This window comes from Bartonella sp. CL266QHHD (assembly GCF_042195355.1).
Taxonomy (GTDB): Bacteria; Pseudomonadota; Alphaproteobacteria; order Rhizobiales; family Rhizobiaceae; genus Bartonella.
This window is the reverse complement of record NZ_JBHIOD010000042.1, coordinates 100,633-118,017: the sequence shown is the minus strand read 5'-3', so window position 1 is coordinate 118,017 and position 17,385 is coordinate 100,633. Positions and strand designations below refer to the sequence as shown.

11 protein-coding genes are annotated in these 17,385 nt (G+C 36.0%); all 11 read left to right on the top strand.

The features are described from left to right. Window positions 1-4: 4 nt before the first annotated feature. The 11 genes from nuoL to ACFIK7_RS05730 all read left to right on the top strand — a co-directional run bounded on the left by nuoL (window position 5) and on the right by ACFIK7_RS05730 (window position 15,918). Window positions 5-1,969, top strand: coding sequence for an NADH-quinone oxidoreductase subunit L (nuoL, locus tag ACFIK7_RS05780; protein WP_375631157.1), 1,965 nt, complete (start codon window positions 5-7; stop codon window positions 1,967-1,969). Next, on the top strand, window positions 1,969-3,438 hold the full coding sequence (locus ACFIK7_RS05775) for an NADH-quinone oxidoreductase subunit M (RefSeq protein ID WP_273791287.1): 1,470 nt from the start codon (window positions 1,969-1,971) through the stop codon (window positions 3,436-3,438). Before nuoL ends, ACFIK7_RS05775 begins: the two co-directional genes overlap by 1 nt. Before the next feature lie 17 nt (window positions 3,439-3,455). After that, a complete protein-coding gene (gene nuoN, locus ACFIK7_RS05770) occupies window positions 3,456-4,910 on the top strand; it encodes an NADH-quinone oxidoreductase subunit NuoN (RefSeq protein ID WP_375663073.1) in 1,455 nt (484 codons plus the stop codon). Continuing rightward, window positions 4,910-5,719 carry a biotin--[acetyl-CoA-carboxylase] ligase gene (locus ACFIK7_RS05765; RefSeq protein WP_375631153.1) on the top strand — a complete coding sequence of 270 codons (810 nt, stop codon included), beginning with the start codon at window positions 4,910-4,912 and terminating at the stop codon, window positions 5,717-5,719. The genes nuoN and ACFIK7_RS05765 overlap by 1 nt, the downstream gene beginning before the upstream one ends. Window positions 5,720-5,764: 45 nt before the next feature. Further along, window positions 5,765-7,441: a ribonuclease J gene (locus ACFIK7_RS05760; RefSeq protein WP_273791272.1), complete on the top strand. Its 1,677-nt coding sequence runs from the start codon at window positions 5,765-5,767 to the stop codon at window positions 7,439-7,441. Between the two features lie 202 nt (window positions 7,442-7,643). Next, a complete protein-coding gene (gene proS, locus ACFIK7_RS05755) occupies window positions 7,644-8,969 on the top strand; it encodes a proline--tRNA ligase (protein ID WP_375631152.1) in 1,326 nt (441 codons plus the stop codon). A gap of 11 nt (window positions 8,970-8,980) precedes the next feature. After that, window positions 8,981-10,249 carry a lipoprotein-releasing ABC transporter permease subunit gene (locus ACFIK7_RS05750; RefSeq protein ID WP_375663072.1) on the top strand — a complete coding sequence of 423 codons (1,269 nt, stop codon included), beginning with the start codon at window positions 8,981-8,983 and terminating at the stop codon, window positions 10,247-10,249. Beyond that, on the top strand, window positions 10,249-10,929 hold the full coding sequence (locus tag ACFIK7_RS05745) for an ABC transporter ATP-binding protein (protein ID WP_273791269.1): 681 nt from the start codon (window positions 10,249-10,251) through the stop codon (window positions 10,927-10,929). The genes ACFIK7_RS05750 and ACFIK7_RS05745 overlap by 1 nt, the downstream gene beginning before the upstream one ends. A 65-nt stretch (window positions 10,930-10,994) precedes the next feature. After that, a complete protein-coding gene (locus ACFIK7_RS05740) occupies window positions 10,995-11,282 on the top strand; it encodes a succinate dehydrogenase assembly factor 2 (RefSeq protein ID WP_273791268.1) in 288 nt (95 codons plus the stop codon). A 5-nt stretch (window positions 11,283-11,287) separates the two neighbouring features. Further along, window positions 11,288-14,788, top strand: coding sequence for a transcription-repair coupling factor (gene mfd / locus ACFIK7_RS05735; RefSeq protein WP_375663071.1), 3,501 nt, complete (start codon window positions 11,288-11,290; stop codon window positions 14,786-14,788). Window positions 14,789-15,048: 260 nt separating this feature from the next. Next, on the top strand, window positions 15,049-15,918 hold the full coding sequence (locus tag ACFIK7_RS05730) for a hypothetical protein (RefSeq protein ID WP_375663070.1): 870 nt from the start codon (window positions 15,049-15,051) through the stop codon (window positions 15,916-15,918). The last annotated feature ends 1,467 nt before the right edge of the window (window positions 15,919-17,385 follow it).

Sequence of the window (17,385 nt, the reverse complement as noted above, 5' to 3'; positions counted from 1 at the left end):
AGTGATGTATTATACGATTGTCTTTCTTCCGCTTTTGGGTTTTTTAATTGCTGCACTAGGTGGAAAAACGATAGGAGATCGTGCGAGTGAATTGATAACATGTAGCTTTATGGTTGTTGTTGCCATATTATCGTGGATAGCATTTTTCAGTACTGCACTTGGTCATATTCCAGCGATTGATGTATCGGTATTACATTGGATGACTGTTGGTGACTTAAGCTTTAATTGGGCTTTACATGTTGATGCATTAACAGCTGTCATGCTTATTGTTGTAAACAGTGTTTCGGCATTGGTGCATATTTATTCAATTGGTTATATGCATCATGATCCTTCAAGGTCTCGTTTTTTTTCTTATCTTTCTTTATTTACATTTATGATGCTTATGTTGGTCACATCCAATAATTTGATTCAGATGTTTTTTGGATGGGAAGGTGTCGGACTTGCTTCTTATTTACTCATCGGTTTTTGGTTTCAGCGCGATTCTGCTAATAAGGCCGCAATGAAAGCTTTTGTAGTTAACCGTGTTGGAGACTTTGGTTTTCTCTTAGGAATCTTTAGTATTTTTGTTTTGTTCCAATCGGTTGATTTTGCCTCTATTTTTGCAAAAGCTGCCGACAAGAGCTTTATACAAAATGTGACATTTTTAGATTGGCAATTTGATGGGCAGACGGCAATTACCATTACATGTCTTTTATTATTTATTGGTGCGATGGGAAAATCCGCACAATTTCTTTTACATACTTGGCTGCCTGATGCAATGGAAGGACCAACCCCTGTATCAGCGCTTATTCATGCTGCTACAATGGTAACGGCTGGTGTTTTTATGGTTGCGCGTATGTCGCCAATTTTTGAACTTTCTTCGACTGCTTTGACCGTGATTATTATTGTTGGTGCAACAACAGCGTTTTTTGCAGCAACTGTGGGGTTGGTGCAGAATGATATTAAGCGTGTTATTGCTTATTCTACATGCTCTCAACTTGGTTATATGTTTGTGGCATTAGGTGTTGGAGCTTATGGCGCTGCTGTCTTTCATCTTTTTACGCATGCTTTTTTTAAAGCCTTATTGTTTCTTGGTGCAGGTTCTGTGATTCATGCTGTATCTGATGAACAAGATATGCGAAAAATGGGTGGGTTACGCAAACATATAAAGGTCACCTATTGGATGATGATGGTCGGGACCATTGCCTTGACCGGTGTTGGAATTCCAGGAACACTTTTCGGGACTGCAGGTTTTTTCTCAAAAGATGCGATTATAGAGTCTGCTTTTGCATCTCATAATATTGCTTCAGGATATGCTTTTTATCTTCTTGTTTTTGCTGCCTTTTTAACAAGTTTCTATTCATGGCGGCTTATCTTTATGACATTCCATGGTAAACCACGGGCAACAGTTGATGTGATGCATCATGTTCATGAATCGCCTCCAGTTATGTTGATTCCACTCTTTCTTTTATCTATTGGAGCAATATTTTCTGGTGTCGTTTTCCAACCTTACTTTTTTGGTGAGTTGTATAATGCTTTTTGGAAGGGAGCATTATTTACAAGCAGCCATAATCACATTCTTCATGATGCCCACCATGTCTTTAATTGGGTAAAATGGTCGCCATTTATAGCGATGCTTCTTGGGTTTATCTTAGCTTATTTATTTTATGTTTCTATTCCATCTCTTCCTAAGAAAATGGTTCGTATTATGCCAAGAACATATAACTTTCTTTACCAAAAATGGTATTTCGATCAATTATATAACTTTTTGTTTGTTCGTCCTACCTTTAGAATTGGTTCTTTTCTTTGGAAAGTGGGAGACGGTAAGATTATTGATGGTCTAGGTCCTAATGGTATTGCAGCGCGTGTTGTTGATATTACAAATAGAGTTGTTCGAATGCAAACAGGCTATCTTTACCACTATGCATTTGCAATGCTTATCGGCGTTGCATTGCTCATTACATGGATGATGATCGGGGGCGTAAACTAATGACCGATTGGCCTATTCTTTCTACGGTTACATTTTTGCCGCTTGTTGGTGTGCTTCTGATTTTGTTTATCAAAGATGATAGTGAAGTAGCACGCCATAATATACGTAATGTCGCATTTTTTACGACTCTATTTGTTTTTATTATTTCTTTAATTATTTGGATAGGATTTGATTCTAGCAACCAAAATTTTCAAATGGTTGAAAAATCCAGTTGGTTAGGGGGGGGTATTAGCTATCATATGGGGGTTGATGGTATTTCTATTCTTTTTGTTGTTCTCTCGGCTTTTCTTTTGCCTTTCTGTATTTTAGCAAGTTGGGAGAATGTTAAAGAGAGATTAAAGGCTTATATGATTGCGTTTCTTCTTCTAGAAGTTGCGATTATTGGCGTTTTTTGTGCTCTTGATGCAATGCTATTCTATGTTTTTTTTGAAGGCAGCCTTATTCCAATGTTTATCATTATAGGTGTATGGGGAGGAGCACGTCGTGTTTATGCAAGTATAAAGTTTTTCTTATATACTTTACTTGGTTCAGTGCTTATGCTGGTTGCTCTTATGGTTATGTATTGGGAGGCTGGGACACTTGATATACCAACTTTACTCAATTATCAGTTTCCTGCTCATATGCAAATATGGCTATGGCTTGCATTTTTTGCTTCTTTCGCAGTTAAAATGCCAATGTGGCCAGTTCATACATGGCTCCCTGATGCTCACGTAGAAGCACCAACAGCGGGTTCCGTTATTTTAGCTGGTGTCTTACTCAAATTAGGTGGGTATGGTTTTCTTCGTTTTTCTTTGCCTATGTTTCCTATCGCTTCAGCAGATTTTGCGCCTTTTGTTTTCACATTATCGCTTATCGCTATTATTTATACATCACTGGTTGCACTTGTTCAAAGTGACATCAAAAAACTTATTGCTTATTCTTCAATAGCGCATATGGGGTATGTGACAATGGGTATTTTTGCTGCAAATGAACAGGGGATACAAGGGGCTATTTATCAGATGCTATCCCATGGAATTGTTTCAGCAGCATTGTTTCTTTGTGTTGGGGTTATCTATGATCGCTTGCATACACGTGAAATTTCAGCGTTTGGTGGTTTAGTGAATAATATGCCTAAATATGCTGTTGTTTTCTTAATTTTCACTATGGCAAATGTTGGTTTGCCTGGAAGCTCAGGATTTTTGGGTGAGTTTTTAACCTTAATAGGTGTTTTTCAAGTAAATAAATTGGTTGTTGTTTTAGCAACAACAGGTGTTATCTTATCGGCAGCCTATGCCCTTTATCTTTATCGGCGTGTGGTTTTTGGTTCCTTGGATAAAGAGAATTTAAAAGTATTAATAGATCTTTCTTTAAGAGAAAAATTCCTCCTTTATCCAATGGTTATTCTTACAATATTCTTTGGTATCTATCCAACGCCTATTCTTAAGGCAACGGCGTTTTCCGTAGAAACCCTCATCAATAAACTGCACTAGATAAGGGAAGAATGCACATGCAAACTGAAATAATAGCGCAATTAGTCTTAATTCTTCCGGAGCTTTTAATCGCATTAGGAGCTGTCGTGCTACTTATGATTGGTGTTTATTCCAATACACGTGCTTCTTTAACAGTGACAGGTTTAGCCATGGCACTTCTTGTGGCAACCATTATTATTCTTATAGTTTTTCCGAAAAATGGTTCATTTCAAACCAATGCGCTCGTTATCGATTCCTTTAGTCGTTATATGAAAATTTTAATGCTTATTGGCGCACTCTTTTCTCTTATTATGTCTGTTGGTTTTGCCAATGCACAAAAGTTTAATATATTTGAATTTCCAGTGCTTGTTCTTTTAGCAACCCTTGGAATGATGTTTATGATTTCAGCGGGTAATATGCTGTCGCTTTATATGGGGTTAGAACTGCAATCTTTAGCTTTATATGTTTTAGCAGCGATTAATCGTAATAATGTAAAATCTTCTGAAGCCGGTATAAAATACTTTGTTTTAGGAGCATTATCTTCAGGGTTGCTTCTTTATGGTATTTCTTTACTTTATGGTTTTACCGGTCAAATTGGTTTTCACGAAATTGCTCTTGCTTTAAAAGGTAAGAATGTACAATTGGGGGTCATTTTTGGAATTGTCTTTATTTTAGCTGGTTTGGCTTTCAAAATTTCTGCTGTTCCATTTCATATGTGGACACCTGATGTTTATGAAGGAGCGCCCACACCGATTACAGCATTTTTTGCTGGTGCCCCTAAAGTTGCTGCAATGGCTTTAATCATCCGTATTATTGTGATGACCTTTATTCCCCTAGGGCGTGTTGATAACGTGATGCCTGCATGGCAACAAATTTTGGTGTTCATGGCGATTGCATCAATGATACTGGGTGCTTTTGCTGCAATTGGTCAAAATAATATTAAGCGCTTAATGGCTTATTCGTCGATCAGTCATATGGGCTATGCACTTGTTGGTTTATCTGCTGGAGATATGCTAGGAGTAAAAAGTGTTATTCTTTATATGACGATTTATCTTGGAATGACGATTGGTTCATTTGCCTTTATTCTTGGAATGCGCTCTCAGAATGGCAATGTTGAAAATATTTATGATCTTTCAGGGTTAGCAAAGACGAATCCGTTTATGGCTGTTGTGATGACAATACAGCTTTTTTCTTTAGCAAGCATACCTCCTATGGCTGGTTTTTTTGGAAAGTGGTATACATTTTCTGCGGCTGTCCACGCTGGACTTACTCCACTTGCTGTCGTGGGGATGATAGCGTCTGTCGTTGGGGCTTTTTACTATTTGAGAGTCATTAAAATTATGTGGTTTGATGATGCAAAAGCGCATTTTGTTGCTTTATCGAATGAGCTTCAGTTTTGTCTTAGTCTTTCTGTATTCTTTATTTTATTTTACGCGCTTTTTGGAGTTTGGTTCGCTGAGCTAGCAGAAAAAGCAGCAACAGCATTGTTTTAATGAATATGGTTTATACTTTATCAGATTTTGCACAAAAACAGGGATATACTGTTGAAGCGTACGATAGTGTTGATTCAACAAATCTCATTGCGCAACGAAAAGCGAAAACTGGTCATCAAGGTAATCTTTGGATTGTTGCACAAGAACAATCACAGGGAAGAGCAAGAAGAGGGAGGACTTGGTCTAGTCCAAAAGGGAACCTTTATTCTAGTCTTTTATTAATTGATGATATTGTTCATCAAACTGCGGCTCAACTTGGCTTTGTTGCTGGAGTAAGTGTGGCAGAGGCAATAAAACAATTGATAAAAGAGGAAAAGCAGACAAACAATATTGTGAGCTTAAAATGGCCAAACGATATTTTGCTCAAAGGAGAAAAAAGCTCTGGAGTTTTGCTTGAGATTTTAAAATTGTCATCACAACAATATGCCTTGGTTATTGGTATTGGAATAAATGTGAAATATAATTATGAAGATGCACCTTATTCCACTTCAAGCTTAAAGAATATCGGTTTGCATATTGATGCAGAACAATTATTTACGGTTTTGACGGAGTGTTTTTCTAAAAATTATCTTCTTTGGAAACAACCAAAAGGATGTGAAATAATCCGAAAAAAATGGCTTTTATATTCCGCTCACCTTGGAAAACATGTCAAAGTGGTGAATGATGAAAAAGTCATTGAGGGTATTTTTGATGGTCTTGATAGTGATTTTAACTGCATCATAAAGCAAAAAGACGGTCAGACAGCCATTATAACAGCTGGAGATGTTCATTTTGGTTCCGCTGATTCTATTAATGCAGGTCGTTATTGAAAAATTATTTTACCATCAGATACCTTAATGATTTGGGAGATGTTTATGGTTGCAGCCAATAAGAATGAATTTGTTTTTTTACCTCTGGGAGGTGTAGGTGAGATAGGGATGAATTTAGCTGCTTACGGATTTGGTCCCCAAAGTCTTCGTGAATGGCTGCTGGTTGATATGGGGGTTAGTTTTGCTGGTTCTGAATTACCAGGTGTCGATCTTGTTTTGCCTGATATTCGTTTCCTAGAAAGTGAAAAACATAATATACGGGGTCTTGTTTTAACACATGCACATGAAGATCATTATGGGGCCGTTCTTGATTTATGTCCAAAGTTACAAGTGCCAATTTACTGTACGCCTTTTACGGCAGGGTTATTGGAAACTAAAAAACAATTAGATTTTGAATCTCAAAAAATTTTACTCAATATTTTTCAAGCTGGTGATTGTTTTCAGGTAGGTTCCTTTGCTGTAGAGGCTATAGCCGTTAACCATTCAATACCAGAATCTGTATCTTTAGCAATTACAACCTCTTTGGGGACTGTGATTCATACTGGTGATTGGAAAATTGATCATACCCCTTCACTCGGGGCTGTAACCGATGAAAAAAGATTTCGTGCTTTAGGCAAAAAAGGTGTTTTAGCATTACTTTGTGATTCCACAAATGCATGTCGGGATGGTATATCTCCATCAGAGCAGCAAGTTCAAGCCAGTCTTTCTGAGATTATTTCCAAAGCTGAAGGGCGCGTTGCGATAGCAACTTTTTCTTCTAATATTGGTCGGATACGTTCTATTGCTCTTGCAGCTGAAGCTGCTGGACGTAAGGTGCTTGTCATTGGGCGTTCCCTTAAGCGAAGTATTATGGTTGCACAAGAGCTTGGTTATATGAATGGTTTAGCGCCATTTGTAACGGAAGATGATTATGGCTATATCTCGCGAAAAGATCTTGTTTTAATTGTCACTGGGAGCCAAGGTGAGCCATGTGCAGCTTTGGCTAAACTGTCACGTGATGGAATGAAAAATATTGCACTTTCCGCTGGTGATACCGTTATTTATTCATCACGAAGTATTCCAGGAAACGAAAAAGCGATTATTGAGGTACAAAATCGTTTCATTGATTTGGGTATTGAAATTATTACGAATGAAGATGCGCTTGTTCATGTTTCAGGTCATCCACGTCGTTCAGAACTTTTACAGATGTATGATTGGATAAAGCCACAAATACTTGTCCCTGTACATGGGGAAGCAATGCATCTTAAGGCTCAGGCAACTTTAGCACGTCAAGCAGGTATTAAAACTGTTACGGATATCAGAAATGGACATATTTTACGCCTTGCACCAAAGCCTGTAGAAGTTATTGATCAAGTTCCTGTTGGCCGCATCTATAAGGATGGTTGCTTAATTGGAGATGAAGATGAATTAGGGATTCGTGAGCGCCGCAAACTAAGTTATGCTGGTCATGTTACTATTTCTCTCCATATAAATAGTAAGCATGAATTATTAGGGGATATAGGTCTAACAATATTAGGGTTACCTGAAAGTAATGGAAAGGGGAAAAGTTTAAAAGATATTCTTTTAGATATCGTAGAAAATACAGTTTATAATATCCCACGCATGAAACAGAAAAATAATGAACTTATTCGAGAGGCAACACGACGTGCAGTGAGAGCGGCTGTTCATGAAATTTGGCAAAAAAAACCTATCTGTACAGTTTTTTTACATCGGTCAAAATAAAGAACTTTCATATTACGTTATTTAAAAAGAGAAGAGCATTTTTATTTTATTGCTAAATAAGAAAAATAGAGAATAAAGCACAATAAATTTTTAAATGATAAGATCGTTATATTTGCAAGTATTCAGAATGCGGCTATAGATGAATAGAGGGTGTGATAAATTGTTCCGATATGATAGATCTGATTAGGAGTTAATTATTTCAATGCGTCTTTCTCAATATTTCCTTCCACTTTTAAAAGAGAATCCTAAAGAAGCAGAAATTGTTTCTCATCGCTTCATGTTGCGCGCTGGAATGATTCGACAACAAACATCAGGGATTTATTCTTGGCTTCCTTTGGGAAAAAAAGTGCTTGATAAAGTTTGTAAAATTATTCGTGAAGAGCAAGAACGTGCGGGTGCAATAGAAATATTGATGCCTACAATTCAGTCTGCTGATCTTTGGCGTGAAAGCGGTCGTTATGATGATTATGGTTTGGAAATGCTCCGCATTAAAGATCGTCAAAAGCGTGATTTACTTTATGGTCCAACCAATGAAGAGATGGTAACAGATATTTTTCGCTCTTATGTTCGTTCTTATAAAGATCTTCCGCTGAATTTATATCATATTCAATGGAAATTTCGTGATGAAATTCGTCCACGTTTTGGTGTGATGCGAGCACGAGAATTTTTAATGAAAGATGCTTATTCTTTTGATCTTGATTATGAAGGCTCTAAAACATCTTATAATCGTATGTTTGTTGCTTATTTACGCACTTTTTCTCGCCTGGGATTAAAAGCAATTCCTATGCGTGCAGATACAGGTCCAATAGGGGGGGAACTCAGTCATGAATTTATCATTTTGGCTGAAACAGGAGAGAGTGCTATCTTCTGTGATAAACAATTTCTTGAACTTACCGTTCCAGATAGTTCAATCGATTTTAGTGATAAAGCTGTTTTAGATGATATTGTTAAGCAATGGACATCTTTTTATGCAGCAACGGAAGAAATGCATAATGAAGAGGAGTGGGCTAAAGTTTCTGATCATAATCGTCTTTCAGCGCGTGGTATTGAAGTAGGTCATATTTTCCACTTTGGTACTAAATATTCTGCTCCAATGGGAGCAAAAGTTATGGGACAAGATGGAAAAGAGCATGTGGTCTCTATGGGATCTTATGGTATTGGGCCTTCGCGTCTTGTTGCGGCCGCTATTGAAGCTTCTCATGATGAAAATGGTATTATTTGGCCAAAGTCGATGGCACCGTTTGATTTTGGGATTATCAATATGAAACCCGATGATGAAAAATGCACACAGGCATGTGAGTTTCTCTATCAGGGATTAAAGGAGGTTGGTTTTGATCCGTTATTAGATGATAGAAATGAACGTCCTGGATCAAAATTTGCAACAATGGATTTGATTGGTTTGCCAACGCAAGTCATTGTTGGCCCTAACAGCATTGCACAAAATGAAGTTGAAATTAAAGATCGAAAAACAGGAATAAAAAAATCTCTAAAGGTTGAAGATGTGCTCAGCCAACTTTCTATAATTTAATAGGAAATGTTATGAAGAGGCTGAAAAACAAATGCTTTTCATCTTATGAGTGGATGATCGCTTTTCGTTATATGATTCCCAATAAAAAACATGTCGTTGCATCTGTTATTTCAATTATTTCTCTTATTGGGATTATGTTGGGCGTATTTGCTCTGGTTGTTGTTATGGCGGTGATGAATGGCTTTCGTACAGAACTTCTCAATCGTATTCTTGGTATGAATGGGCATCTTATTATTCAAACAGTTGATTCTGGTTTTTCTGATTATAAGACTCTTATTTCTTCTTTAGAAACTACAAATGGTGTGAAGTTTGCTTTACCTGTTATTGAAGGTCAAGCGCTTGTTCAAGGTGAAGTTCAAGGTGGCTCTGGCGCGTTAGTTCGTGGTATGCGCAAACAAGATCTAGAAAAGCTTAAAACAGTCTCTCAAAACATTAAATTAGGATCGATTTCTCGGTTTGATCAAGAAGAAGGTGTTGCAATTGGAAGTGGCTTAGCAGAAAAATTAGGACTGACAGTTGGAAGAGATATTCGTATTATTACTCCAGATGGTGATGAGACTCCTTTTGGCGTTACCCCACGTGTGAAAGCTTATAAAGTCGTTGCTATTTTTGAAGTTGGTATGTCTGAATATGATTCAATATTTATCTTTATGCCTCTCCATGAAGCACAAATGTTTTTTAATTTGGGAGATAAGGTTCAGTCTTTGGAATTATTTCTAAATGATCCTGATGCTGTTGATCAAATAAAACCTATTGTAGAAAAAGCAGTTGAACAACAGGTCTATTTAATTGATTGGCGTACACGCAATCAGGCTTTTTTTTCAGCTTTACAGATTGAACGAAATGTTATGTTTTTCATTCTTTCTCTGATCGTTCTTGTTGCTGCTTTAAATATTATTTCAGGGCTGATTATGCTTGTAAAAGATAAAAGTCATGATATTGCAATTTTACGCACGATGGGGGCTCAACAGAGTGCGATTTTGCGTATATTTATCATTACAGGAATGATGATTGGTTTTATTGGAACTATATTGGGTTTAGTTTTAGGTGTTATCGCGACCGCGAATATTAATCATATCCAAGATTTTATATCTTGGTTATTTAATGTCGACGTTTTTAATCCTCAACTTTATTTTTTAACAAAATTGCCTGCACAAATTGAGTGGAAACAGACCATCTTGGTTGCTATGATGGCTTTATTCTTGTCGTTTCTTGCTGCTCTCATTCCGGCATGGCGTGCTGCTAAGCTAGACCCCGTACAAGCTTTGAGGTATGAATAATGACAGCTATTTTAGAGCTTGTAGAGATTGAAAGACACTTTTTCGAGAGCCATAAGCCGCTCATTGTTTTAGATAAAGCGAATTTTATTCTTAATCGTGGAGAGCTTGTCGCACTTGTTGCACCATCTGGTGCTGGAAAATCAACACTTCTTCATATTGCTGGATTATTAGAAAAACCAACAGCTGGTGATGTGATGTTACGGGGTGTTTCTTGTGCAAAGCGCTCTGATAGTGAGCGAACAGCTATAAGACGGAATGATATTGGTTTTGTTTATCAATTTCATCATTTACTTCCAGAGTTTACGGCGTTAGAAAATGTCATGATACCGCAAATGATAGCAGGATTAAAAAAATCTATAGCAGAAGATCGTGCGCGCAAATTATTGACGTATCTGCGTGTTTCTCATCGTGCGAACCATCGTCCCTCAGAGTTATCGGGAGGAGAACAACAACGTGTTGCTATTGCACGTGCAGTAGCAAATGGCCCTTCGGTTCTTTTGGCTGATGAACCTACAGGAAATCTTGATCCAGTAACTTCAGCTTATGTCTTTCAAGCTTTATCTATCCTTGTTCGTCAGTCGGGTCTTTCTGCTCTTATTGCAACACATAATTACGCTTTGGCTAAGCAAATGCATCGTCGAATTACACTTAAAGAACAAAAGATTATAGAACTTCCTTAAAGCAAGGTACAAATTTTATACGACTAATTGAATAGTTTATATTACTTTATTCAAGGAGATTTTTTATGACAGTTTTTGTCGTTGACAAAAATCAATTAGATGCTCGTCGTCGTCGATTGATTTTTCGTGCATGGCATCGCGGTATTCGTGAAATGGATCTCATTTTTGGACATTATGTCGATGCTCATATTACTGGGATGAATGATAGAACGCTCTCTGAGCTTGAGTATATTATGTCTTTTGATGATCGTGATTTACTGACATGGATTACTGGAGAAATTTTGCCCCCCTCTGAGGTTGATAGTCCACTTTTTCGTGATATTGCCAATTATCGTACTTGCTTAAGTTATTAATCCAGATGCCTATATTTAAAAAAATTGTTATTCCCAAAAATAATTCTGTTCGTATGATTTTAGATGGCGTTACTGATGGATTTGAAGCCTTTGCGCTTGCTAAATTAAGTTCAGAAATTGCACAAGGTAAACCGCTCCTCTATGTTGTCCGTGACGGAACAAAAATTGTGCATTTACAACAAGTTTTAAATTTTATTGAGCCCAATTTACCCGTACTTCAATTTCCTGCATGGGATTGTTTGCCTTATGATCGTGTGTCACCAGGAATTGCTGTTATGGCACGTCGACTATCAGCATTGGCACACATAGCAAATTTACGTAAAGATCCACATCCTGCAATTATATTAACAACAGCAAATGCGATTATGCAAAAGCTACCTCCTCGTGAAATGATAGAAGCTCAGCTTATTCACGCACGTGTTGGCCAGCGCAATAACATGGGAAATCTTATTCAATTTCTAGAAACCAATGGTTTTGAACGCGTTACGGTTGTCCGTGATGTTGGTGAGTTTGCTGTAAGAGGAGGAATACTTGATATCTTTTCTCCGATGGATGTTGAACCTTTACGTCTTGATTTTTTTGGAGATACCCTAGAAAGTATCCGCGTATTTGATCCAGAAAGTCAAAGGACAACAGGCCAAAAAACTGAACTTTTATTACAGGCAATGAGTGAGGTTGTTCTTACACCAGAACGTATCAGTCGTTTTAAAAGCAATTATACCCGTACATTTGGTGTATCACAAAAAAATAACATGCTTTATGAAGCAATTTCTCAAGGTCGACGTTTTGCCGGTATGGAACATTGGCTTCCATTTTTTTATGAAAACCTTGATAGCTTTTTTGATCATTGTGGCAAATTACCGATCGTTTTTGAGCATCTCATAGAAGAAGTCTTCATTGAGCGCTATCGTCTTATTGAAGACTATTATAACGCGCGCAAAGAGCGCGAAAGTGATGAAAAAAATTCTACTTCTTATCATCCAATAGATCCTAGTCTTTTCTATTTAACGCCAGAGCGTGTTTTGGAAGATGTGCAACAATCTTCACAGCGTATTGATTTTTCGCCTTTTAATATTCCACAAAGTTTAGAACAAACTGTTATTCACACCAATGTTAAACAGGGATATGATTTTGTAAAAGAGCGTAATGCGCAGGAAAAAAATGTTTTTTCAAGTGTTATTGATCATATCGCATCTTTACGCACTGCTGGTAAAAAAGTGCTTTTAGCGTGTTGGAGTGAAGGATCTCTCAATCGTTTGCTACAAGTTCTCGACGAGCATGGATTGAAAAAAATAGATGTTGTAAAATCCTTGCAAACTGTCAAAGCAACCCCACGAGATCGCATATTAGCAGCTGTTATCATGATAGAACATGGTTTTGAGGCTGAAGATTTGGCTATTATAGCAGAGCAAGATATCCTTGGCGATCGTTTTATAAGATCACCAAAGCGGCGTAAGAATAATACAAATTTTATTTCTGAAATTTCTGCTTTAAATTCTGGTGATATTATTGTGCATATCGACCACGGTATTGGCCAATTTGTTGGTCTTAAAACCATCAGAACCACTGGAATTTTACGAGATTGCCTTGAAATTAGATATGCTGGAGGTGATTTACTCTTTTTACCTGTTGAAAATATTGAGCTTCTCTCACGTTATGGCTCAGAAGGAACAGAGGTAACTTTAGATAAATTAGGGGGTGTTGCTTGGCAAGCACGTAAAGCTAGGCTTAAAAAACATTTATTGGAAATGGCAGGGCAATTAATCCGTATAGCTGCAGAGCGTATGACTCGTGCTGCGCCTGCTTTACTTCCACCAGTTGGACCATTTGATGAGTTTGTTGCTTGCTTTCCCTATGAAGAAACGGAAGATCAAATGAATGCAATTGATGCTGTTTTGGATGATCTAGCCTCAGGTAAGCCGATGGATCGCTTGATATGCGGTGATGTTGGTTTTGGAAAAACTGAAGTAGCTATTCGAAGTGCTTTTGTTGCAGCATTAAATGGATATCAGGTTGCGGTTGTTGTACCAACAACTTTGCTTTCACGTCAACATTACAAAACATTTATTTCGCGTTTTCAAGGATTACCAGTTAAAATTGGACATGCTTCAAGGCTTGTAAAAGCGAAAGAACTTGCACGAGTAAAAAAAGGTCTTTCAGATGGTACAATCGATATTGTCATTGGAACCCATGCATTATTAAGTGGTGCAGTTAATTTTTTACGGTTAGGCCTTCTTATCATTGATGAGGAGCAGCATTTTGGTGTCAAACACAAAGAGCGTTTAAAAGAGCTTAAAAGTGATATTCATGTTCTTACACTTTCAGCAACTCCTATACCACGCACTTTAGGGTTAGCATTATCGGGTGTACGTGAACTTTCATTGATAACAACCCCTCCCATTGATAGAATGGCGGTTCGTACTTTTATTTCACCCTTTGATGCACTTGTTATACGAGAGACCCTGCTTCGAGAATATTATCGTGGTGGACAAAGTTTCTATGTTTGTCCTCGTATTTCTGATCTGGCTTTTGTAGAAGAATATCTCAAAACACATGTGCCAGAACTGAAATTCGTTGTGGCTCATGGACAAATGCCGGCTGGACAACTTGATGATATCATGAATGCATTTTATGATGGACAATATGATGTGCTGCTCTCAACAACCATTATTGAATCAGGTCTTGATATTCCAACAGCTAATACCCTAATTGTGCATCGTGCTGAGATGTTTGGTCTTTCTGCCCTTTATCAGTTACGTGGTAGGGTAGGACGTTCAAAACAACGTGCGTATGCTCTCTTTACATTTCCTGCTGGTAAAGTTTTAACAACTGCTGCTGATCGCCGTCTTAAAGTGTTACAATCTCTTGACACCTTAGGGGCCGGTTTTCAATTGGCAAGCCATGACATGGATATCCGCGGTTCGGGCAATTTTTTAGGTGAAGAGCAATCGGGGCATATCAAAGAAGTTGGATTTGAACTCTATCAAAAAATGCTTGAAGAAGCTGTTGCTGAATTAAAAGATGGAGAGCTAAATGAAGATAAGCAATGGTCACCTCAAATTTCCCTTGGTACAACAGTGATGATACCAGAAAGTTTCGTGCCTGACTTATCATTACGTATGGGACTTTATCGTCGTTTAACAGAGCTTGATGGTTTAGAACAAATTGATGAATTTGCAGCGGAGTTAATTGATCGCTTTGGTCCTTTGCCCCTTGAGGTTCAACATCTTCTTAAAGTCTTTCATATTAAAACATTGTGTCGAAAAGCACATGTAGAAAAACTAGATGTTGGACCAAAGGGGATTGTCATACAGTTTCGTAATAACTATTTCGCAAATAGTGTTGCTCTTGTTCAGTGGGTGGGAAAACAAGGTTCAATGGCAAAAATTCGACCAGATCAAAGTATTGCTCTTATTCGTGATTGGTCCTCAGCGGATGAAAGGCTTGTTGGAGCAGCGAATATTATGACACAGCTTGTCGAAATGGCAGAACAACATTCTGTTTAAAAAATTTCTTTATTGTTTCAGAGCTGTTACTCATTTTTATAAAATAATTCTATAAAAACAAACAGTTATTGATTTTGTATAAGAATAAAATTTAAGTTTATAATAAAGAGCCATTATATATTTATTTGGTTTTTATTATATACGTATTGATACAATGAAGGAAATAGATTAAACGGTTTAACTGCAATAAATAGCACTTTCAATATAATAAGCTAATAGGCTCCTGTAAATTTTTTAGAAAGAATTTAGGTAAAGATAGCATGCTTTCTTCATTACAAAAGTGTCTAACTATCGTTTTTTTGTTACTCACTTTAATACATGGCGTAAAAAACGCTCACGCTGAGTTTAGCTTAACCGAATTATCTCTTTCTGGTTTAACGCTTGATGAGAAATATAAGCGTATTAAAGAAAGACTACAAGTTATTGAAAAGAGGATGAAATTCATTGAAAAGACATTTGCTGATTTAACACTTTCGCAAATACGTTCTCATAATATAGAACATGATAAGCTGCTACAAGAACACGGAGACCTTAATGAAGAGCGTTATAAGCTTTCTTCAAAACTAAGTGATTTAGCGCAAGAAATGGAGAATTTAGCATATAGAGCGCATAGGGCAAGAGAGTATAGAGTAGGAGAGTATGAAAGAAAATTAAGTAAAGCAACAGAATATCTAAGGTCTCGAAGCGCTTCTGAATTAGGAATGAGTGATGATACAGCAAATGTAGAAACTCTTAACGATAGAGCGATTGATGAAACGATACGACTCTATCCCTTTATGGTTCTTTCTTGTAAAATTCAAGAGAGTCTGTTGGACAGTGATATAGGGGATTTATTACGGAAAGATTTTGGTTGGAGGAAAAAAGATTTTAGATGGGCAAAAGATGCAATCAATTCAATAGATCCTGAATTAATAAAGCACTTTGAAGAACGAATGGTGATTAGTGTCTCAGATTTTGAAGAAGAGATAATTAGTGGTATAAAGGATATGGTGATGCGCAATCCTTCGAATGTAAAATCTGCTCCTTTATTATGTAGAAGCACGAGAGAAATATATAATATAATGCTGCCAGAAAAGAGAAAGAGTATTATGAATCGTATGCGTTCCCATGTTGAAGATTTATTCAATTAAAAATTTACTCATATAAATACAGAGAAATTAAGCTGATATACTAAACAATAGTTAAAACATATTAGTAATAATATATTTTATTTTTTGAGTTATTACTTATTATTTATAATAAAGTAATATTATACACGTAATATATTATCTGTTATTCTTATCATATAAGATTTAATATATATATTAAATAATAAACTCATATATCTTTTTTATGTTTTCTTTTTATGCATAATTTTTTGTGCTTGTAGTTTTTTATTTTTATCTGATTAATTATTTTAATGACGATACATCTCATATCATAAATATTGTTTCATTAATACGATAAGAGAAATATTTTATAGCTCTAAATTGTGTTATATAGGGAAACAAAATGATACTTTGAATTCATTTTTTCTTAAAACTTAAATCATTAACGATTTATATCTTTGATGTTGTGAAAGCTGAAAAGAATTTATCATTTTAGAAGCTTCTTTTATTTGAGAAATAACTTAAAATAAATTGATAAAAGCTACATTTTTTATTCACGTTATAAAGCTGAGAGATGATATTTGTACAGAGGTGCAATAATAGATGTATAATATATAAGCATAAATTTATTATGGCTTTGGGCACGTGAGATGATTCATAGGGGGGTATTCCTTTGTTCAGTAGTTTTATCTATAAAACTAACTCTGCTTGTGATGTACAAGTGGATAAATTTTATTGATTCAATATAAGAGAGGTTTGCGCTATTAAGATCTTTCATACAATATAGAAATAGAAAAAAGATAAATTATTATTATAAATTAATATGTTATTATATTTTAAGAAAGTTTATTATAAATAAAATATTTTCAGCAGTTATAGATTTTCTCTCTAAGAAAATGTGTTGTTTAATTAAGAAAAAAGCACTTCTTTAGTAACGTATTTTTAAACTAAACTTTTTATTTAAACGCTATAGAATATAAAATTTTTATTACAAAAGCGTATCACCATTGTTTTGTAAACAAGGGCAGAAGATTGTTCATTAGCAAAAAGTTCTCTTACAATTATGCAGAAATTTTAGACAATTAGTGGTTTTAATTCATTAAATGTTTCAATAATATCGTAGATGATTTTGTTTTTGTGTATCACACGAGGCACATAAGGAAAACAGTAAAATTTATCTGATATTTTGGAGCTTCATGCATTGCAACAACCTGTTGCTAAGGCTCTATAAGCTTAACATGAAGAGTAATAAATGTAAAAAGTTTAATTAGTAAGTTTTTTAGAGTAGTATTAGACTTTATTTTAATTAATATTGCAATATTGATTCGTTTGTGTAATCTTAGTTTAAATGCACAGAGGTATTTTATAGATAGATTATATCAAATACCAATGTGATGAAGAGGGGAATTATATGGGTGTATAAAAATAGAATGGCTCATCGTATTTTTTCTCTAAATTTGACTTTTTTTTTTATATTGAAGTAAAAATAGTAAAATTAATTGTTATTTC